This is a genomic window from Allomuricauda sp. NFXS6, from assembly GCF_040148835.1.
Lineage (GTDB): Bacteria > Bacteroidota > Bacteroidia > Flavobacteriales > Flavobacteriaceae > Flagellimonas.
On the sequence record NZ_JAGEMG010000007.1, the window covers coordinates 207,059 to 227,875 of the forward strand.

The window sequence follows — 20,817 nt, forward strand, 5'->3', positions numbered from 1 at the left end:
AATGATAAAAAAATCAATGACCTTCGCAATCTTGTTAATGTTTGCATTTTCCATGCGCGCACAAGATGAATTGACCTCCAACTTGTATGAAACTTATGAGAATTACAAAGAGCCGAGCATAGGTAAGCGAAGAATAAAACACGTTGATATTCAGCCGTTAATCCAAAAATTAAAGGCCAATCCAAAGTTTGAAGTGCAAAAAGTAGGGGAGTCCATTCAAGGCAGGGATTTACATTTGATCAGTATTGGGTCGGGGGACAGCAATATATTTTTGTGGTCTCAAATGCACGGCGATGAGCCAACAGCCACCCAAGCTATTTTTGATATCCTGAATTTTTTGAATGCACCGGAGTTTCAAGAAGAAAAGGAGGCCATACTCTCCAAATTGAAGCTTCACTTTTTACCCATGCTCAATCCTGATGGGGCAGAAGTGTTTACCCGAAGAAATGCCTTGGGCATCGATATTAACCGTGATGCTTTGCGATTACAATCTCCAGAAGGGCAGACCTTAAAAAGGCTGCGAGACAGTTTGGATGCCGATTTTGGATTTAACCTGCACGACCAAAGCAAATATTACAATGCCGAACGTACTAACAAGCCCGCTACCATTTCTTATTTGGCCACGGCCTACAATTATGAAAAAGACATTAACGAAGTGCGCGCCAATGCGATGAAGGTCATTGTGTTTATGGATAGAATCATTCAAAACTATGCTCCTGGACAAGTAGGGCGGTACAGCGACGATTTTGAACCTCGCGCTTTTGGAGATAATATTGCCAAATGGGGCACCAGCTTAATTTTGATTGAATCTGGCGGATATCCGGGTGACCCGGAGAAGCAGGAAATCCGAAAATTGAACTATGTTTCAATCCTGTCTGCTTTGTATACCATTGCCAATGAATCTTTTAAGAATATTCCAATAGAGGAATACGAAAAAATTCCACGCAACGACCGAATGCTGCTCGATTTAAAAATTGAAAACGTCACCTACGAACTTTTGGGCGATGCCTACATTCTTGACCTTGGCATTTATAACCAAGAAGTCGATTTAAAAAATCACAATGAATTTTATTACAAAAGTACCGTGGCGGACCAAGGTGATCTATCCACCTATTATGCATACAAAACCTTTGATGCCAAGGGGTACACCATAGTTCCACCAAAGGTGGCAAAAGTGGAACGTATTGAAAAGCCCATGAGTTTATTAAGGAACGGTGTGGCCTATGTAAAAACAGAAAAGCCCAATAACAGTGAGTTTGTTCATTTCCCATTGGTTTTGGTCAATGATGGATTTGAATTGAAAAACTTTAGCATACAACCTGGTATCAACCCCAACTTCTTTTTAAAGAAAGATGGCAAGTTGACGCACGCCGTAATCAATGGTTTTTTGATTGACCTTTCCAAACCCTTGAACCAGCAGCATACGGGCAATGGACTGATCAATGGCAAATAAAATTATTAAAACAAGTAAATAACCCTTTTAGCACATAACAATGAAGAAACAAATTTTAGTAGGATTATGCCTGTTGGCAGCACAATTGACATTCGCACAAGAAACCGTTAAACTCTTTAATGGAGAAAATCTGGACGGTTGGATCAATCACGGAGAAGAAAAGTGGTTTGTCGAAGATGGTTTATTAATTTGTGAGAGTGGCCCAAAAGGCGAGTATGGATACTTAGCCACGGATAAATTCTACAAGGATTTTGAGTTGACTTTAGAATTTAAACAAGAAGCCGACGGCAACAGTGGTGTTTTTATCCGTTCCACCTTTGAAGGCACCAAAGTAACGGGCTGGCAAGTGGAAGTAGCCCCTCCAGGCAAAGATACGGGCGGAATTTATGAGTCTTACGGGCGAGGTTGGTTGATAAAACCCAATCCCGAGAAAGACAAGGCCCTGAAAATGGGGGAGTGGAACACGATGAAAATCCGAGTGGAAGGTCCTGAAGTCACTTCTTGGCTAAACGATGTGGAAATGGTGCATCTGGAAGATGAAAAAATAGGCGAAGGTGAAGGTGCCATTGCCCTCCAAATACACGATGGAGGTGGTATTCGCGTAAAATGGCGAAACATAGAACTGGTTCCTTTGGACTAAAATAAAAAGAGGCTGTTTGGATTGTCGTCATTCCGAACTTGTTTCGGAATCTCATCATATTGCGTACAAGCGCTATGAGAACCTGAAACAAGTTCAGGTTGACGTTTAAGACGATTTCAAACGGCCTCTTACATATTTTTCAAACCCCTAATTTTTCAACGGAGTCACTTCAAAGCTTCTATATTCAATAGGGCCGTGATCGCCTTGAATCATAAATGGACCGGGCTCTCCTTCTTTGCTATCCAATGCGCCTCCTGTAATTCCGGGAATGGTAGCATCGGAAATAACAGTTTTACCGTTTAGGGTTACCGTTACTCTTCGTCCAATCAAGGTAATATCATACGTCTGCCATTCGCCAGCAGGTTTGGAAGCGTTTTGATTAGGTTCCAAAAAGCCGTAAACTCCTCCTAAATAAATATCAGAAGGCTCCAAACCTTCGCTATCCACAATTTGTACTTCGTACCGTCCGCGTAGGTAGATGCCGCTATTACTTCCTTCTGGGTAACGGAATTCTACATGGAGCTTAAAATCTTGGAATTTTTCGTCGGTAATTAGGTTGGAGCCAGACTCAGGACTGGTCAAAATACCATCTTTTACCACCCATTGGTTATTTTCACCATCTACGTGCCATCCAGAAAGATTTTTTCCGTTGAATACTTCAATGGTTTTTTCCCATTTTGGGTTTTCGGTATATTCCAGTTCGGGGGCTTTTACGCCTGTCCAGTTGATGATAGAACCATCTGTATAAATTAATGTCCCTTTTAATGCATCGCCATCCAATTCGCCGTGAAAAATCATATCGCTGCCCTTGGGTTCCCATTGATTGGGAATACTAAAGGTAAACTTGTTGTCTCCGAAGGTTTCCACTTCCGCGATGGGCCTTGCGCTACCAAAAGCGAAGACAAAACGGCCTAAAAGCGTAGCGGTTCCCGAATGTCTGATTTCCAACCAAGACGGGGAGGTCTTCCCCATAAAGTCCATTTCCAAATCCCATCTGCCCTCCAAAGGACTAATTTGCTGTGCATAAAGACTACTTGTAAAAGCTAAAAGTAAGGTGCAAACGAAAGTGTACATCGTTTTTCTTTGGGTCATCATATATCTGTTTAGTTTTATTGCAGAACAAGATACGTATAATCCAAAAATTAACTGATCGGTAAAGTGCTTGGATCTACTCGCAACCACCCGTGAAACCGTTGGCGCTGAATTTGGTCTGCACGGCACCTTGGAGTCCATTGTGCGTCAACTGAATTACCAAATTGCTTTCACCACTGCCGTCACGTTTTGGAGTGCAATATTCAAATAGGTAATAGCTTCCGGCTTGCTCCTCTACACGTTCGGAGATATCGTTGAAGGTGTTCTCCAGTTCTTCCGAATTGCTGGCAAAAACACTGGCAGTCTTACCGATTTGTTCTAAAACTTCGGTATCTATTTCCGCACCAAGTCCAATCGTGAAAAAAGAAATATTTCTATCGGCTTTTTCTACAGCTTTTAATGCATCGGATTCCCTGTATCGGGAAGCTTGGTCGGTACCGTCGGTGAACAAAACCAATGATGCCGCGTTGATTACTTCTGAATTTTCATCGAGCAAATCCTCGGCAATGTTGGTTGACTTGATCACGGCCCCGTACAAATCTGTTGAAGGGTCGTTGCTGATATCCGTTGTGATACCATCTACGGAGGCTGTCAATTCGGTTGCAGATGACGTTAATGGGTTTAATAAATGAAGTTCGTCCTCACCATCAAACCAATAAATCGCCATTTTGAAAGATTCATTAGCTGGTGTCGGCATTACATTGCTGATAAAGCTGGTGGTAGCCGCCTTTAATTCATCCAAGCTGCTTTCCAATACACTATTACTCAAATCCAATACTAAAAGTGTGTTATTGTTGAATACTTGTGTGTTCGGGGAAATCCGCGCAAAAGATTCCGAAGGGGATATGGAATTGAAACAATCATCGTTTCGTCCTTGTTCATAAATGGAAAATTGATCCGCAGCTAATCCTGAAATTGGATTGCCCATCAAATCCGAAACCCTAAAGAGCACGGAAACTTTACCTGGCAAGGTCGTAAACTCATCTTGAATGGATAATAGCACCTCGTTTTCACCAAAACCCAAACAATCATCCGGCTCGCCACCAAGTCCAAGTTCACTGTCATTGATGTCAAAATTGACATCATCATCTGCATTTCCGCAGGAAAATAAAATAAGACTAAAGGATAAAAGGAATGTGTATTGAAGTATGCGTTTCATTTTCATATAAAGTTAAGGTTCTGCATCCACAACGCTTAATTTGGTCGAAAAGTATTCACAATCAAAAGAATTGAACTAAAGAAAAGTTAAAAGAAATATTGGCTTGTTAAAATAGTGGGGGTCCAAGCAATTTTTAATAATTTCACTCCAACAAAACACACCAACCTATCTAACCAAAACCAATAACAAACAATAACGCTAATAGGTTGATATTATGACTATACTTTTGTTCGGAGCTACCAAAGATATTATTGGAACACCTACCTTATCGGTTCCAACAGCAAGCTTGACGGGCCGAAAAATCCCAAGTACCGTAGGGGAACTCAAAAAATTTCTTGAAAATACATACCCAGAACTCAAATCCATTTCCAAGGTGACCGTTGCCGTGAATCAAAATTATGCAACGGACAATGAAAAAATTAATTCTTACGACGAAATTGCCTTGATTCCACCACCGAGAATTTGATGCATGTACTGAACAAATCTAAATCGTGAAACCAAGTTCCAAAATATCTGGCACAAAATCATCCAAATTGTTTGGACTGGTATTGTCGGGTGGTGCGAGCTCACGAATGGGAGAGGACAAAGGACTGTTGAACTATCACGGAGCGCCACAACGGGAGCATTTATATCAACTTTTAAAAAAGGTTTGTGACGATGTATTCCTGAGTGTTCAGGAAAAACAGCTTGATGAAGTTCCGCTTGGAATCAAAACCATAGTGGACCAAAACACGTATAAAGGACCATTCAACGGCATTTTAAGTGCACACGAAGCTTATAAAGATGTAGCTTGGCTAGTGCTGGCCTGTGACCTCCCGTTTATAGATTTGGAAGTATTGCAGGAATTGATTGAACAACGGAATCCTGAAAAGTCCGCAACGAGCTTTGCAAATTCAGAAACGGGTGAACCAGAGCCTTTGGTGTGTATTTGGGAGTCCAAAGGGTTGGATAAAGCCTTGGTGTTTCTGGAAAACACAAATAATCCTAGTCCAAAAAGGTTTTTGATGGATACGGATATCAAATTGGTCCATTCAAAGGATGCGCAGGTGCTGTTCAATGCGAATTCACCATCAGACCATGATGTTGTAAAAAAGAAGTTGGAAGAGCGGGAGAGGGGCTAGTTTCTTGGTTTGGCTCTTTTATGATTGTCCAAATCCAAAGTTTCGAGGTCTTGGAAGGTTCCGCACGAAATTTGTCTTTTGACCAATGATCTTGAATTTTTTCGTTTGGTACGTGATGCTATTTCCTTATTTAAAAAATTCATTGGAAAAGTATTTTACCTAAAACGAAATTACTATTATTTTATTTTGACAATCAGAAGATTAACCTTTTTTAAGATTGATTTGTCCTTCGATATGCTCTAAAATGGACATCCAATGCATGCGTAAAATCAGTGCAGCAGTAGGTACATTATCTTGTTCGATGGCCTCGACTACAGAGCGGGTTTGGTTGCTCAGCTTTTTGAAAAAATCAAAATCCTGGATAAAGTCGTATTCGTAAAAGTGAAGTCTAAGTTTAAGGTCTTTTAGGATTTGCAAAAGCACTTTATTGGTGCAATGCTGCACTAAATGATTATGAAAATGGAATCGAGCCGTGAGCCCTTCGGCCAAACTATCCACCATTTCCATTTTAGATTGCAGTTGACCTAAAACATCCATCTCATCGGCATTGAACTCAACGTGCTCTAAGGCCATCACTTCCAATTGCGCAACGATTTCGATAAGGTTTTTGACTTCGGTTTTGGAAAGTTTGGCGACAACAAAGCCGCGATTGGGCACAGCCTGCAATACTTGTGCATGCTCCAATTGGCTCAACGCTTCTCGGATAGGGGTCACACTTATCCCTGTAGCTCTGGAAAGTGCCGCCAAATTAATGGTTTTGCCCACTTGTAATTCCCCGTTTTGAATCTGCAACAATAAATGCGCTTTGATGGTATCTCTTAAAACAGAAAGTTTGCCCATAATTTGAGGTTCGGAATCAGAAGAAGGGTAGGGTGCCTACTCCCTTTTTTCATAGATAAAGGACTCCACCCCGGGCAATTCCTCATCTTCGCTCCAAATAATTCTATTGCCCATCAACTGAAAGCTGCCTCGCAAAACACTGCTCCCTTGAAAAGCAACTTCGGAACCATCACTGGCCCAGGCTCCAGTTGCCAAATTGGTGCCATTACAATCGGCAAAATACTGGTTGTTGGTGATAGCGGTTATGGTAAAGTTGGATTGTTCATATTGATAAGTGGTATCAGCATTTAATACAAGGGTTCCAGAAACACAATCCAACTCGTCCAATAGGTTGGCAGATGATGTTCCATCTCCATCGATATCAACATTGGCACTTAGATTGACTTCAACCAAGTTCCAAGTGCCCACAAGCTCGGCGCTGCTGAACCCAGATTCTCCATCATCCCCGTCTTCACTGCAGGAAATCATCATAAAACAAGGTAAAATCAAAAAGGTAAGTAACTTGATGTTTTTCATGGGACCACAATTTATAATTGGATGAAAATAACATAATTTCAAGAATAATGCTTCAAATCCGAATGCATTTCATCGATTAAGACCCCTTAACCACACTAAAAAACCTCATGTTTCGTTTTTTATCAAAATTACTTAACTAAATAATTATGAAAAAACTTAGCCTAAGAATCTTATCCTTCACTGTTGTTGCGACTGCTCTCATTGGTTTGCAATCTTGTAGTGAAGATGGTATGCCCGGTGAAGGCGAAGCCATTACGGAAACTGAATTACAAACTATTTTAACTACCGATGAAATTGGAGGGGTTGCGGATTTTGCCATAGCAGAGCTCTACAATGGAAATACAACCGCTAAAAATGCATCAACAGCAAAAGATGATTGCTACAGTGCAACTTATACCGATTCTGGGTTTGACGCAACGTTCAACAACTGTGTGCTCAACGGAACAGATAATGTAAATGGAACTGTAAACGTAACCTACGAGACCGGTGAAGGGAACGCTTCCTTTACAGCAACGTTTACGGACTTTTATGTTGGAACCATCAAACTAAATGGCACCAGAACCTACCAAATAACAGCCAATAGTACCGAGACTACGGGTTCTTTTACGGTAACCAGCAATATGTCCATCGAACTGGAGGATGGCTATACAATTACCGAAATGGGCACTAAAACATTGACCATCAGCTTTGATCAGAATGCGGAAAGCACCCTATTCACCCTTACTGGCACATGGACTGTGGAAGCCGATGAAAATACCTATGCTGTGGAAATCTTGGATGGCCTTCAAGGAAATTCCACTTGCCAAAACATTACCAGTGGAACTATGGTCGTGTCCAAAAATGGATTGGCCGTTACGGTTGACTTTGGTAATGGAGATTGCGACGATGTGGCAACGATTATCTATCCAAACGGAGCTACCGAGGAGATTACTTTGTAATACCTTTAAAATATAACTGAAGGGAGGTCTAAAAAGTAAGGTGATGTCATATTGAGCTTGTCGAAATATTTTCAACTTACCGATAATCAATATCGGTTTCGACAGGCTCAACCTGACAAATCAAAATTTTGTTGCTTTTTGGACGGTTTCTTTATTATCTAGTTAAAGGCTAAAAGCCTGTAAACTTAGCTGACGGCAGTCAGGTTTTATTGTAGTTACTTTCTATAAATTTATGGATGGTCCCCTCTCCGGTCTCCCTAGGGGGAGAGGTTTCCCTCCTTTGGAGGGATTAAGGGAGGACCTGATGACATGGTTTATTCTGGGAGGGTAATACCCCGAGGCTTGTCTCTTCAGTAAGTTTTTATTTTACCATAATTCCTATTTTGTTTGGTTATATTTAATGAAACAAACTATTTATGGTAAAGGAATTGGTGGCTGCTCAGAATGACTTTTTTGCCACACAAAAAACCAAAGATGTCGCATACAGAAAAAAGTATCTCAAAAAGCTGCAACAAGAGATTCTAGATCAGGAAGATGCTATTTGTGATGCCCTATATGCCGATTTTAAAAAACCGAAATTTGAAAGTCTGGCCACGGAGACCCAATTTGCGCTGGCAGAGCTGAAGCATACCATAAAAAATATCGACTCGTGGAGCGAGCCCAATAGGGTATCGGCTTCGTGGTCCAATTTTCCTTCCAAAGAATGGATTCAGAAGGAGCCTTATGGCAAAGTGCTTATTATTTCACCGTGGAATTATCCGTTTATGCTCGCCATTTCCCCCTTGATCGGTGCCTTGGCCGCCGGCAACACGGCGATACTGAAACCTTCCGAGTTCAGTACACATACCTCCAAAATATTGGCGCAGATCGTTCGCAAGGTATTTCCGCCCGAATATGTTACCGTGGTGGAGGGGGGCGTAGAGGCCTCGCAAGCATTGTTGGCCGAAAAATGGGAATACATCTTTTTTACGGGTAGCACAAGGGTGGGTAAAATTGTCTATCAAAGTGCTGCGGAGCATTTAACACCGGTTACTTTGGAACTGAGCGGCAAAAACCCCTGCATTGTGGACGAAACAGCTTCCATAAAACTCGCTGCCAAACGGATTGCCTGGGGGAAATTCATAAATGCAGGGCAAACCTGTATTGCGCCGGACTATATTTTGGTACACAAGAGCGTAAAGGATGCTTTGGTAAACAGCCTTAGACAACATATCACGGAATTTTACGGGGAGGCGATGGAAGCTTCCAACGATTTTGCCCGAATCGCTACGAGCAAACATTACGAGGAGCTTAAAGCAATGCTTGAAGGACAGAAGGTATTGTTCGGGGGCACTTTTACCGATAAGGACCGCTATTTGGCGCCCACTTTAGTGGATGAGCCCACATTGGACAGCGAAATTATGGAAGGGGAAATATTTGGTCCCATTTTACCACTGATCAGTTATGAAGATGAAAGCGAACTGGACCAGTATATTTCCAAATACCCAAACTCGTTGGCGTTTTATGTATTCTCCAGTGATAAAAAGTTTCAAAAACGTTTGATGCGTTGCTATTCCTTTGGTGGTGGGGCCATTAACGATACCGTGGTGCACATCAGCAATAAAAATTTGCCCTTCGGCGGTGTGGGTGCTTCGGGGATAGGGGGGTACCACGGAAAACACACCTTTGACCTGTTCTCTCACCATAAATCCATAGCCAAAAGAGGCACCTGGTTGGACCCTCCACTGCGTTATGCACCTTACAATCTTTCGTTGAGTTTGGTTAAAAAAATCAAACATTTATTCTGATTCGTTGCTAATACGTCAATTTTTGAGCATGGTATTTAACAAAATCACATTTATTTGCTAAACAAAAGTTAAATCCCTGACGCATAGGTAGTTTGATGCTAACTTTAGAAGTGACCATTAAATAAACGCCTATGGAAGCCACACAAAAAAAGTATCGCATAGCGGTATTATTGGATATGTCCAAAAGTTCGGCATTTGTATTGACCAGTGCTGTGGAATTGGCCAAACAAATGGATGGTACCATTGAGGTTGTTCATGTAAAACCGGGAAGAGCCATCCGCCAAGCCAACCCAAACTTTGAATCCACTAAGGCCGAAATCCAAGAAATGATCAACCAAATGGGAGAGGAGAGACAGCTGCCGATTACGTATAAATTGGAATATGGCCATGTAAAACACCGAATACGGGATTATCTGGCATTGCAAAAACCGGATATTTTGGTTTTAGGTAAACGCAGGCCTAGAATGGGTTTGTTTTTTGAAAGTATCACGGATTTTGTCATCAACCAGACCCGAAACACCAATGTCCTGATACTGGGCGAGGATGATAAATTCCATACGTTTAAGGATATTAACCTTGGCTTTTTTGGAACGGAGCTGGAGGAATCGGATTTAGAGGTAATCAAAGATTTACAACGGGACAGCGAGAAACCGGTGCGTCATTTTGAGATTTCGGAAGATACATCACAAAAACGGATATTTCCCTGGAACAAAACGGTATCCTATAAATTCGGTAAAAGTACCAATGCCATGGATGGATTGGTAAATTATGTGTCACGAACCCATACACAGTTGTTGTGTGTGCCCAAAAAAGGAAGCAAGCGATTTTGGTTTAAAGCAAATCCCATTAAGGCTGTAATTCGAAAAATAAAGGTGCCGTTATTGATTTTGCCGAAATAAGGGATTGGGGGATAGTTATGTGGGTTTTGAAATATACTATTTTACATAATGTAAATTATAGAACAATCGAACTAGAATACATATTGATAGAGCCTTCTCAATAATTTGAGTCTGTTATTATCGTAGCCTAACCATAATCCGAATCCGCCAGTAACGATCAAAATACCTAACCACAACGGGTTCGCTAACGAATAATCACTCAAAATTTCACACATATGAAGTTTCGAAGTTCAAATTTAATTACAATGAATATACATAAACGTAGACGCTCGCCCGCATTTTCTTCTTGGCTCTGCTTTTTAGCACTATTTATAAAATGATGATTTCATTATTTGTAAAAATCCGTGAAGCCGTTATCTTTTAAATATGTTTTGGATATTTCAATAAAAGAGGGATTTGCCACGTTAAAAGTTTTATCACCATATTTTAAATTATTACAATAAAATGTAAAGGTCTCATAGTATATATCCTTAGTAGCTTCATCTTTATATTCTACTACTAACACTAGAACTAAAACTTCAACTTCTTTCCCTAAAATTTCTTCATCGATATCGGTATTAAAAGTGAAACTTGTCTTGCCTCCCCCAGCTACTAAATCAACCATTTTACTACTCTCACCAACTCTTTTAATTCTATGGTAAATTCCATTTTTTGAATTATAATAAAGGACCATATGATTGTTTATATTATCTATGGCCCCACGTTTACCTGCATTTATATATGAGTATTTAATCCCTAGTTTTCCTTCTTTAATTGCTGGCACAAACCCATCAACCCATGCCTTAATTATTGGTCTATCAAGTGCAAATTTTTTCTTTTCCAAACGTAGCTGCTCAGATACTTTTTCTTCAAAAACTTTGGTTTGATTTAATGTATTTCTAAGTAATCCTATTTGTTCTTCAACTTCTTTTTCAATTGATTGAAGTTGACCATTAAACCCTTTTAAGTCATCATTTATTTTTATTACTCTGTCCAAATTCTGATTTAAATCGGCTATTATAAAATCTGATTTCTCTTTTAATATTTTTGTGTTTGTAATTGTTGTGTCAAGTTTCACGCTCTGTGTTTCAGAATCCTTGTTTTTGATGTTGGTATCTTTAATTGAAAAATATAATCCAGTAAGAATCAAAATAACAATTATAGCTGACATAAAGTATTTGTCGTCTTTACTTAAACTGGCATTAAAAACCAATAATAAGATTGCAACTGCTGCTGCAATTATAATACTCACAATATCGTACCTCATAAATGAATTCATTTAAGTTTTAAACCTTTACATACTTCATTTAAAACTTCACATGGATCAACATCAATGGCTAATGCTATCAAATACAACTCATCAGCGCGAAGCTTTGTTTTTTTACTATTTGAAAGTTCGCTTAAACGAGTTTTACTTATTCCAGTTTTTCTAGCCACCTCTGAACGGTTTACAGATTTCTTAGCCAAAAACAAGCCTAATTCAGTCATTTTTATCTGATTTTCGTTCAATAAAGTTAGATTTTATGAACCTTTTATCTGAAAAACAGAACTAAATCAATGAATTATATCCGTTTTTAAGTATATTTGTTCCGATTATCGGAATACTTATTCTTAATTTATTATACCTAATGACAAATACTAACCTACTCCCCCTACTCTCCTACTTTGAAGAATGCCATGAGGGAGATATACTTTCCTTTACACAATGGTTGGACAAGGCCATTTATATGTTCCATTACCTTCCGACAGATACTTTTTCAGAAATTGAGCGGCAAAATGTTTCTCATGTGCTTAATGAGCTAAAAGAAGCTGTCATCAAAATCCATATTGAGCAAAATAAATGTGATTAACAAACAATATATCACCTTAACCTCGTATTAGGGGTTCGTAAAAATTTTATTTGTATAATTATCAATCAAAAAGTCCAGAAAGAATTTGAGTTCCGATTGTAACCCTGCCGCTTCGCAAATTTTCCTCAGAACTGAATGTATTGAATATCAGTGCTACTCGTATACTGTTATTTATTGTAAATCCTGCGGTTAACTCCCCAAAAGCAAACTCTTTTTTATCATCTAAAAGAAGGTTTTCATAGAATGCATCGCTTCCAAAATAAAGTCCATATTGAAATAATCCGAAAAATGTAAATTCTCTATTGTCAGTTGAAATACTGGTATAAAAATTCATTCTAATATTCCCATTACCGGTGGACGAGTCCACTTCATTGCTAAATTCAGAAACTTCAAGATTAAGCCTTCCGGTGGTATTTGTATAAAAGGAAAACCTTTTATCTTGATAAAAAAGAAGGGGTAATTCAACGCCTAAATAAAGGTTCCCACCTCCTGCTAAAAGTCTTTGGAAAGCTTCAGTATTAGAAGTCGTTATTTCTGTATTATCCTCTCCATTTTCAGATTCATCAACATCTGAATTCGTAATCAAACTCCCAAAAGAAACTCTTAAACCTGACATGAAAGCCGACAATAACTCTGCCTCTATTATCGCACCTGTTCCATTGATTTGCAACGCGGCACTATTTCCTAGATAGATAGATTTATCATACCGTTTTGAATAAATACGATTAAAAGCGTGCTCTTTCTCTTCCTCTCCTTTAAACGTTGGAAGTAAAACCTTTGGGTCCTTAAAATTATTCTCAATTTTTTCTATTGCACCATTATAGTCATCAAGTGATTCTTTCTTCCTTATGATCTGTTTTTCCAATGCAATCAATTCTTCTAAATTTTTCCCATTTGCGTCTTCTTCTAATAAATTAATTTCACTAGTTAACCTTTGAACTTGCCTATTATAATAATTGTAGTAAAAATTAGAAATAGTATCAATTGGCGTTTTAACTTCTTCCAACAATGCCTGAATAAACTCATCATCCACCTCTGGGTTAATAAGCACGCTATCAGAATCTTCAAAAAATGTAAAAGCATTATTGAATAATTGCAGGCGACGCGTAAATTCCAAATCCTTTTTAACTAAACTAGTATCAACAGAAAAAGCCTCAATTATTGAATCGATGTCCTCACTTGACTCCATAACTTTTAGATAGTCCTTTCTACCAAAGTATAAATCACTGTTTTCTTTTAACTTAGCTTTACTATAATAAAAACTTTCACTCTGATTTACTGATTTATCTTGTAACGGTAGTTTTCGTTGTTCCCTTATTGCTGGTAGCTGACCAAACATCTCTGTTCCACATAATAAGAATAAAGCAACTAGCAAAGTACTATAAGCAAAACAGTATTTTCTTTTTTTAGTTTTCATAGTGGCATATTTTGATTGATTTAAATAAAATCCTCTTGCCATAAACTTTGAATCCATATGAAGGTATTCAACGGGGGAAAGTAACTCGTAGGAAGTCAATAACTTGGAGACCAACAAGATAACCCATATCTCTGAAAAATAATTGCACGAAATCCTTAAAAATTCTGGGGTTTTCACCCAATCAAAAGCGTTCAGCCCCCACTCCCCTTCGACTTCGCTCAGGACAGGCACTGGTGCCGCAAAACCGTATTTTATTCCATTTTTAATGGATGTTAGACAGTGTTCTTGACAAGAAAATGGGGTAAACGCTAAATTTTCAATACAAAATAGGGTGAAAACGTACTTTTTTATAGAACATTTTCAAAGAAAATCCATTTTTACTAGGATTTCTGCAAAATATGATTAACTTATTATATAGAGAATGTAACACTAAAAAAGATATATGCGGCAACTAAAGATTACCAAACAGATTACAAGCAGAGACACTAAATCCTTGGAAAAGTACTTTCAAGAAATATCAAAAATTGATTTAATTACCGCTGAGGAGGAAGTGGAACTGGCCAAAAGAATACGTGAAGGAGATCAGGTTGCCCTAAATAAGTTAGTAAATGCCAATTTGCGTTTTGTTGTTTCCGCAGCAAAGCAATACCAAGGCAGTGGCTTAAGGCTTTCCGATTTGATCAATGAAGGAAACATTGGTTTGGTGAAAGCTGCCAAGCGCTTTGATGAAACCAGAGGATTTAAGTTTATCTCCTATGCGGTGTGGTGGATCAGACAGTCCATCCTACAGGCCATCTCACAAAACTCCCGTATGGTGCGGTTGCCCTTGAATAAGATTGGGGAAATCAGTAAAATAAAGAAAGTCTTTTCCTCTTTGGAGCAAACGCATCAAAGACCGCCAAGTGCGGTGGAAATAGCAAATGAACTTGATATGAGTTCAGCCAAGGTAAAATTGGCCATGAAGAATTCGGGAAAACACTTGTCCATGGATGCCCCTTTTAATGAGGGGGAGTCTTCAAATTTGTACCATGTGATACAATCCAAATCATCAACAAGTCCCGATGCCAACATGATCAAAGAATCCCTTAGTTCTGATATCGATGAATTGTTAAAAACACTGCCGCAAAGAGAAAGTGAAATTATACGGCTCTATTATGGTATTGGCTAACGAACCCCAATGAGTTTAGGACAAATTGGTGAGCTTTTTGACCTTACCAGGGAACGTGTTAGGCAGATTAGGGAAAAAGCGATACGGGTTCTTAGAAAACGTTCGCGCAGCCAAGTATTGCAAGCCTATTTGTAGACGGCAGAAAGTAATAGATAAAAAGCCAATCCTAAGGTTGGCTTTTTTTGGCTCTATCCTACACAAGTATTTGAAACCAATTAAGCACGATTTTCAGAGTTAGATGGTTCCACTACTCTTTACTAAAAACCATGCAGTGCTGCCAAGGTAGGTTAGCATCATTTCGTTGCAAGGTTAAACCGGCGGCCTTCATTTCCTTGACAGCCTGTGCCTCGGTCATTTTATGTAATTCCTTTATGGGCACCGTCCTATCTTCGCCCCGATACTCTATTAAAAATAATTTACCCTTCGGTTTTAAAGCATTTTTTATTGATGCGATCATTTCCTTTGGGTAATTGAATTCATGATAGACATCTACCATCAACACCTTGTCCACACTATTTACCGGAAGATTCACACTTTTTTCACTACCCTTAATTATTTTGATATTTTCGATATTACGGGCTTCTCTTTTTGCACGTAACGCCTCCAGCATTTCATCCTGAATATCTACCGCATAAATGGTTCCTCTTTTTGTCATGGGTGCCATTTTAAAGACATGATAGCCAGAACCCGCACCAATATCGGCAATGATGTCCGTAGGCTTTATATTCATGTTCTTGAGTAGAATAGCGGTGTTTTCCTCCTCCTCACGCTCTGGTCTTTCCAACCAGTTCATTCCTTGAAAACCCATGACGTGGGCTATTTCACGACCCATATACCATTTTCCGATACCGTTTGGGTCTCCTTGCTTATACACATAATCCCCCGCACTGTTCTTCGTCTGCCCGTTGCACGCGCATAGAAAAAGTAAGCCAATTAAAACTGGGATTCTGGTTGATATAAATCGAGGTTTCATAGTTTTGGTTTAATATCCAGCAGCCTGACCATCTTTTCTGGATTCCGAAGCCCCGGAATATACTTTGTTTTCCAAATCAACACCGATGGCTTGATACCCACCGTACATTCCCACACCAAAGCCAATACGATGGCCTTTTTTTCGTAATTCCCTTAGGGTTTCCGGTTCAAAACCGGTTTCAAGATATAAGGTACCCCCATTGGTCATTTTGGACCCCGTGGGTTGCGAACTGCCACGATGCCGCATTCTTGGTGCATCCCCGGCTTCTTGCAAATTCATTCCAAAATCAACGATGTTCACTACAATCTGTGCATGGCCCTGAGGTTGGACTGCTCCGCCCATGAGACCAAAACTTACCCAAGGGTTTCCATCTTTGGTGATAAATGCAGGAATAATGGTGTGAAACGGTCGTTTTCCAGGCTCCAATGCATTGGCATGGCTCCTATCTTGCACATTGAACATTTGTCCACGGTTTTGAAGCACAAAGCCCAAACCATCAGGCACCATACCCGATGCAAACTCGGAATAAATACTTTGTATGAAAGAAACCATATTGCCGTCCTTGTCGGCCACGGTCAGATAGGTCGTATTCCCTGTTTCTATTTCCATATCTCCTGCAGGATAGTTATCGGCAGCTTCGTCCAGACTCAAAAGTTTTCTACGCTGCGATGCATACTCATCGGATAAGAGTGTTTCCAAAGGAATCTTGTTGAATTCGGGGTCTGCATAAAATTTGGCTCGGTCCTCATAGGCCAACTTTTTGGCTTCGGTGAGCACATGCAAATATTCGGCGCTGCCAAAGCCCATTTCGCTGATATCATATCCTTCCAAAATATTCAGCATCTGCAATGCAGCGGTACCTTGTCCGTTGGGCGGGAGTTCCCAAACATCATATCCTCGATAATTCACAGAAACGGGCGTTACCCAATTGGAGGTGTGATCGGCCAAATCTTCGTAGCTCAAAAACCCACCGTGTTTTTTCATGTAACTATCAATGGTCTTTGCAATGGAACCTTTGTAAAAGGCATCGCGACCTTCTTTGGCAATTAGCTGATAGGTATTGGCCAAATCTTGATTTACAAATACTTCGCCTTTAATGGGAGGTCTTCCAGCAGGCATATAGGTTTGGGCAAAACCGGGTTGGTCCTTTAGCCCTTCATAACTCGATGCCATTTCGTAAGCTATGACTTCTGATACGGGAAATCCATTGTTGCCATAATCTATAGCGGGTTGCAAAATATCTTGCATGGATAACTTGCCAAATTTTTCATGCAATTTGAACCATCCATCCACGCAACCCGGAACCGATACTGGTAAGGGGCCATAAAGGGGAACATATTTCATCCCTTTGTCCATAAAATAATCAATGGACAAGGATTTCGGTGCCCTGCCACTGCCATTTAAACCGTACAATTTCTGTTCATCGGCGGACCAAACTATAGCAAAGACATCGCCGCCAATACCACAACTGGCAGGCTCCACAAGTCCCAAAACCGCATTGGCCGCTATGGCAGCATCCATGGCGCTACCTCCCTTTTTTAAGATGTCCAAAGCGACTTGAGTGGCCAAGGGTTGGCTTGTTGCCGCCATGCCATTTTGAGCCAAAACTTCAGAACGCGTGGTAAAGGTTTCACCTGTCAATCGGTCTTGGGCATTCAGCACGCTTCCGAAAGTGAGCAGGACAATAAAGGTTGATAAAAGTTTCATTTTCAATTTTTAAGGTAGTTATCCATCGAGTCCAAGGATTCTCAATACTTGGACTGGATTTAATAATTGGTTTTCACCTTTAAATATAACGATAGTGGATACAACTTTCCAGACTATTCAAGAAATAGTTGATTTTGAAATTTCCTTAAGCATATTTTGCTTTCCATAAAAAAACCACCCAAAGGGTGGCTTTTCCGATTTTATATGTAAATCGATAATTACAGTATCTCAACCACTTCTAGGTCGAATACCAAATCTTGGCCCGCCAACGGGTGGTTGGCATCTATGATGATTTCTTCTGCTTCTACTTTAGCGACGCGAAACTGTTGTTCTTGCCCTTGTGCATTGGAACCTACCAACCCCATGCCCACCTCTGGCTTAAGGTCTTCGGGCAATTGTGTTTTGGAGATTTTCTGAAAAAGTGCTTCGTTGACCTCTCCATACGCATCTTCCTTATCAATGGTAATGGTTTTCTTTTCGTTCACGGCCATATCAATAAGTCCTTTTTCAAAACCTGGTATAAGTTGACCCTGACCCAAGGCTACTTCCATCGGTTCTCTTTCCAACGAACTGTCAAATACCTGTCCACTAGTTAGCTTGCCCGTGTAATGTACCTTTACAGTGTCATTCTCTTTTACTTTACTCATAATTTTTGTTTATAGTTTTAAAATCAAAACGTTGCAAATATATAAGGTATAAAATGGTTTAACGAAGGAGTTGCCCATTCGTTTCCCAAAAAGCTGGGTTTTAATAAGGGTTTAACACCTTTTTGCTACTCCAAAGCCTCCAATTTGTTCTGCAGAAAGCTTTGGGTGCTGTCGGTTTCAATTTCCAACCAAACGGGCAGGTGATCGCTGATTTGGTTCCGTTTCCAATAGCGGTTAAAATAGCTTTGGAACGCTTCATCGGAAGTCAATGTGGACGGGTCATCTTTATGGCTCAACATCAACTCGTGGTATTTTGAAATGGCGCCAGGCGTGTTTTGGTACACGTAGTCGAACAGTTTAAAAACTCCTCCCCGCTCCTGCCCGTTTTCGTCTATGCCGATCTTAAAATATTTATCTACGTGCAAAAAGATACGGTCATAAATCTGGTTGAGGCTGGTATTTGTGTATTTGCCTTTGAGGCCATCGCTCTCAAAAAAACCCTTGTCGTTCATTAATTCCACAATATCCTCGTCCTCTTCATATAGATTCGTATCGCCCAAAACGATCAAGTTTCGTTCTTCGAAGGAGGAGCGGTTCAGTTTCAACTCCAAAAGCTGCATCAAGAGTCGCACTTCCTCTTTTCGGATTTCTTTGTCCGTGGGTTCGCCGGGGTCGTTGGCACCATCCCCTGGGTGCAAGTGCAAGCTGACAATGGAGAATTTTTTCCAGCCGCTTTCAAAACCCGTGAAGGTAGGGGTACGTTTCAGTTGTTTTATGATGGGATTTGCGGTAATAAACTCATCCGGAATCACCAGTTCTCCCGAGAGGCCCGAATGGGTCACCCGCCGTGAATCGTAAATAAAACCAAAACGCTCCTCGTTGCCCGCACTGCCTTCGGTTACATCGCTAATGGTATATTTCCAATCGCTTCCCAAAAGGCTCATGATCTTGTCGAAATGATCCAAGTCCCCATTGATTTCTTGCAGCGCAACAATATCGAAAGCATTAATGATTTCCGCTATATAAAAAAGGGATTCCGCTGTTCGATCCTTTAATCTGCCAAAATTTTTGATGTTCCAAGAGGCCAATAGCAGATTTTTGTCCACCCCTTTCGGCGGCACCTTATTGAGGAGGCCTTCCTTTAGCTGTAGCAGTCCTTTGATGGTGCGTTGCTTACCTTCGTTATCCAACAACCGGGCGTAGTTGTTATATTTGTCGAGCATTACCAGAAAGTAGCGGTTGGTATTGAGCTCTTCGTCCGGTCTAAGATCCGTGTACCACATAATTTTCGTTTTAAAGATGTTCTACATTATATACGGGAAACCTTTTGAACCTAAATATTGTGGGGAACGGATGTACAACAATTAAACCAATCCAATAAAAACACTTAAATATATTGATTTATAGGAAGACCCAGTTGCTGCAATACCTTAAAAATTCCATGGATTTAGTTGTTGATTTTTAGGGGTTTGACGTAATTTGAACTAAAACAACAAAACCCTGAACAAAGAACGTCATTCAGGGTGATGGATTCAAGTTATGATTCGCTCACCAATACCTTGGTTTCTATTTCTTTCTTTTGTTTACTCCTTAAACCAAACAAAGGCCGCAAAAACCATATCCTCCGGATCAAGAACTCATACATCAGATAACACATGGCAAAAGTGAATGCTGTAACGCCTACAAACTGTAATACCGGGTGGATCTTCAAAGGTAAGATCAACCAAGCTCCCAAATACATCACAAACATATGGATGATGTACACGGGATAGGCCGCTTGGCTCAAATAGCGCAACAGACCGCTGGGTTTGTTCAAATAACGGTATCCCAGTCCAAAGACACCGAAAATCCAACAATTGGATTCCAAGGCCATAAGATACCCCGGTGCCTCCAGTTGAAATTCCAAATAGCGTATGGCGAACAGCACCAGGCCAAGTGCTAAATAGGCCCATCGCCACTTTTTTACAGTGTTCCAAAATTGTTGACCACTATACACGAACAAATACCCGAAAAAGAAAGCCAATGCCCCTAGAAAAAACCCGTGCCAGGTCTCCGCATAAAGCGAATAAATCTGAGGTTTCACAAGTATAGCCTCCAACATAAAAAACAATGAGATCAACAGCGGTCCACCCGGGTTGGACATCAACTTGTCCAAAATTTGCTGGAATTTTCCTCCCACGCGTTGTTTTAAGAGATAGAAAATAGGTAAAAACAACAGCACGTAGGCAAAAATATTCCCCAAAAACCATAAGTGGCCCATGTGTGGATAGTATCCCAATGGTAATTTATAGAATTTTTGAAAAATGAACATGTGCAGCGGAGCAATGGCCACTATCCCAAATAACAAGGGCAACAAAATACGTCTGGCCCGTTCCCCTATCAATTGTTTCCAGTTGCGTTTGCGCATGGCGAAAAAGAGACCCATTCCCGATACAAAGAACAAGATTGGAATACGCCATACATTGAGCATGCTCATTGGAGTCCACAAACCTTCAAGCGATTGCTCGCTTCGTACAAAACCCACAAACATGGCCCAAGGCTGAAAAATGATGGCAATATGATAGATCAGCAACAAGGCAATGGTAATTACCCGTAACCAATCAATATCGTTTCTACGTGCTGTTTTCATGA

The 20,817-nt window shown here is 40.2% G+C and carries 21 protein-coding genes and 1 pseudogene; 9 read left to right on the top strand and 13 right to left on the bottom strand.

Translation table 11 applies throughout. The features are described 5' to 3' along the window. Position 1: 1 nt before the first annotated feature. Both J4E06_RS12200 and J4E06_RS12205 read left to right on the top strand, forming a co-directional pair. Positions 2 to 1,453 carry a M14 family zinc carboxypeptidase gene (locus tag J4E06_RS12200; protein ID WP_349524201.1) on the top strand — a complete coding sequence of 484 codons (1,452 nt, stop codon included), beginning with the start codon at positions 2 to 4 and terminating at the stop codon, positions 1,451 to 1,453. 40 nt (positions 1,454 to 1,493) lie between these two features. After that, on the top strand, positions 1,494 to 2,093 hold the full coding sequence (locus tag J4E06_RS12205) for a 3-keto-disaccharide hydrolase (protein WP_349524202.1): 600 nt from the start codon (positions 1,494 to 1,496) through the stop codon (positions 2,091 to 2,093). A 147-nt stretch (positions 2,094 to 2,240) separates the two neighbouring features. Here J4E06_RS12205 and J4E06_RS12210 read toward each other — a convergent pair whose 3' ends face one another. Both J4E06_RS12210 and J4E06_RS12215 read right to left on the bottom strand, forming a co-directional pair. Continuing rightward, on the bottom strand, positions 2,241 to 3,188 hold the full coding sequence (locus J4E06_RS12210) for a 3-keto-disaccharide hydrolase (RefSeq protein WP_349524204.1): 948 nt from the start codon (positions 3,186 to 3,188) through the stop codon (positions 2,241 to 2,243). Positions 3,189 to 3,261: 73 nt separating this feature from the next. Beyond that, complete coding sequence (locus J4E06_RS12215) at positions 3,262 to 4,344, bottom strand: vWA domain-containing protein (RefSeq protein ID WP_349524205.1); 1,083 nt, start codon at positions 4,342 to 4,344, stop codon at positions 3,262 to 3,264. A gap of 214 nt (positions 4,345 to 4,558) precedes the next feature. Between J4E06_RS12215 and J4E06_RS12220 the strand changes: the two genes are divergently transcribed. After that, positions 4,559 to 4,810, top strand: coding sequence for a MoaD/ThiS family protein (locus J4E06_RS12220; RefSeq protein ID WP_349524206.1), 252 nt, complete (start codon positions 4,559 to 4,561; stop codon positions 4,808 to 4,810). 25 nt (positions 4,811 to 4,835) lie between these two features. Beyond that, positions 4,836 to 5,465 (top strand): NTP transferase domain-containing protein, encoded by a 630-nt coding sequence (locus tag J4E06_RS12225; protein WP_349524207.1) that lies wholly within the window; start codon positions 4,836 to 4,838, stop codon positions 5,463 to 5,465. Here the strand turns inward: J4E06_RS12225 and J4E06_RS12230 are convergent. From J4E06_RS12230 to J4E06_RS12240, 3 genes are read right to left on the bottom strand one after another with little or no spacing between them, the layout of a single operon-like run. Beyond that, positions 5,462 to 5,608: a hypothetical protein gene (locus J4E06_RS12230; RefSeq protein WP_349524208.1), complete on the bottom strand. Its 147-nt coding sequence runs from the start codon at positions 5,606 to 5,608 to the stop codon at positions 5,462 to 5,464. The two genes, J4E06_RS12225 and J4E06_RS12230, sit on opposite strands and share 4 nt — an antisense overlap. Positions 5,609 to 5,666: 58 nt before the next feature. Beyond that, positions 5,667 to 6,305: a GntR family transcriptional regulator gene (locus tag J4E06_RS12235; protein WP_349524209.1), complete on the bottom strand. Its 639-nt coding sequence runs from the start codon at positions 6,303 to 6,305 to the stop codon at positions 5,667 to 5,669. Positions 6,306 to 6,341: 36 nt separating this feature from the next. Beyond that, positions 6,342 to 6,821, bottom strand: a complete 480-nt coding sequence (locus J4E06_RS12240) for a DUF5004 domain-containing protein (RefSeq protein WP_349524211.1) — start codon at positions 6,819 to 6,821, stop codon at positions 6,342 to 6,344. 146 nt (positions 6,822 to 6,967) lie between these two features. On the opposite strand from J4E06_RS12240, the gene J4E06_RS12245 reads away from it, so the two are divergent. The 3 genes from J4E06_RS12245 (at position 6,968) to J4E06_RS12255 (ending at position 10,445) form a co-directional block, all read left to right on the top strand. After that, a complete protein-coding gene (locus J4E06_RS12245) occupies positions 6,968 to 7,759 on the top strand; it encodes a hypothetical protein (protein WP_349524212.1) in 792 nt (263 codons plus the stop codon). A gap of 416 nt (positions 7,760 to 8,175) precedes the next feature. Further along, entirely contained in the window at positions 8,176 to 9,546 is a 1,371-nt protein-coding gene (locus tag J4E06_RS12250; protein ID WP_349524213.1) for an aldehyde dehydrogenase, read from the top strand. A 131-nt stretch (positions 9,547 to 9,677) separates the two neighbouring features. Next, the gene (locus J4E06_RS12255) at positions 9,678 to 10,445 is read left to right on the top strand and encodes a universal stress protein (protein WP_349524214.1); all 768 of its coding nucleotides are present in this window, start codon (positions 9,678 to 9,680) and stop codon (positions 10,443 to 10,445) included. Between the two features lie 328 nt (positions 10,446 to 10,773). Here the strand turns inward: J4E06_RS12255 and J4E06_RS12260 are convergent, their stop codons facing one another. Together J4E06_RS12260 and J4E06_RS12265 are read right to left on the bottom strand one after the other, a co-directional pair. Continuing rightward, entirely contained in the window at positions 10,774 to 11,691 is a 918-nt protein-coding gene (locus J4E06_RS12260) for a hypothetical protein (RefSeq protein ID WP_349524215.1), read from the bottom strand. Positions 11,692 to 11,699: 8 nt separating this feature from the next. Then, on the bottom strand, positions 11,700 to 11,912 hold the full coding sequence (locus J4E06_RS12265) for a helix-turn-helix domain-containing protein (RefSeq protein WP_349524216.1): 213 nt from the start codon (positions 11,910 to 11,912) through the stop codon (positions 11,700 to 11,702). A gap of 140 nt (positions 11,913 to 12,052) precedes the next feature. Between J4E06_RS12265 and J4E06_RS12270 the strand changes: the two genes are divergently transcribed. Then, complete coding sequence (locus J4E06_RS12270) at positions 12,053 to 12,274, top strand: hypothetical protein (RefSeq protein WP_349524217.1); 222 nt, start codon at positions 12,053 to 12,055, stop codon at positions 12,272 to 12,274. Positions 12,275 to 12,335: 61 nt separating this feature from the next. Here J4E06_RS12270 and J4E06_RS12275 read toward each other — a convergent pair whose 3' ends face one another. Further along, positions 12,336 to 13,691, bottom strand: a complete 1,356-nt coding sequence (locus J4E06_RS12275) for a hypothetical protein (RefSeq protein WP_349524218.1) — start codon at positions 13,689 to 13,691, stop codon at positions 12,336 to 12,338. Positions 13,692 to 14,133: 442 nt separating this feature from the next. Here J4E06_RS12275 and J4E06_RS12280 point away from each other — a divergent pair. Next, positions 14,134 to 14,994: pseudogene (locus J4E06_RS12280) on the top strand (sigma-70 family RNA polymerase sigma factor). A gap of 112 nt (positions 14,995 to 15,106) precedes the next feature. Here the strand turns inward: J4E06_RS12280 and J4E06_RS12285 are convergent. The 5 genes from J4E06_RS12285 to J4E06_RS12305 all read right to left on the bottom strand — a co-directional run bounded on the left by J4E06_RS12285 (position 15,107) and on the right by J4E06_RS12305 (position 20,815). After that, positions 15,107 to 15,832 carry a class I SAM-dependent methyltransferase gene (locus J4E06_RS12285; protein WP_349524220.1) on the bottom strand — a complete coding sequence of 242 codons (726 nt, stop codon included), beginning with the start codon at positions 15,830 to 15,832 and terminating at the stop codon, positions 15,107 to 15,109. Positions 15,833 to 15,841: 9 nt separating this feature from the next. Next, complete coding sequence (ggt, locus tag J4E06_RS12290) at positions 15,842 to 17,539, bottom strand: gamma-glutamyltransferase (RefSeq protein ID WP_349524221.1); 1,698 nt, start codon at positions 17,537 to 17,539, stop codon at positions 15,842 to 15,844. A 218-nt stretch (positions 17,540 to 17,757) separates the two neighbouring features. Beyond that, positions 17,758 to 18,186: an FKBP-type peptidyl-prolyl cis-trans isomerase gene (locus J4E06_RS12295; RefSeq protein ID WP_349524222.1), complete on the bottom strand. Its 429-nt coding sequence runs from the start codon at positions 18,184 to 18,186 to the stop codon at positions 17,758 to 17,760. Positions 18,187 to 18,311: 125 nt separating this feature from the next. Then, positions 18,312 to 19,469, bottom strand: coding sequence for an endonuclease/exonuclease/phosphatase family protein (locus J4E06_RS12300; protein ID WP_349524224.1), 1,158 nt, complete (start codon positions 19,467 to 19,469; stop codon positions 18,312 to 18,314). 254 nt (positions 19,470 to 19,723) lie between these two features. Next, a complete protein-coding gene (locus J4E06_RS12305) occupies positions 19,724 to 20,815 on the bottom strand; it encodes an acyltransferase family protein (RefSeq protein ID WP_349524225.1) in 1,092 nt (363 codons plus the stop codon). Between the last annotated feature and the right edge of the window lie 2 nt (positions 20,816 to 20,817).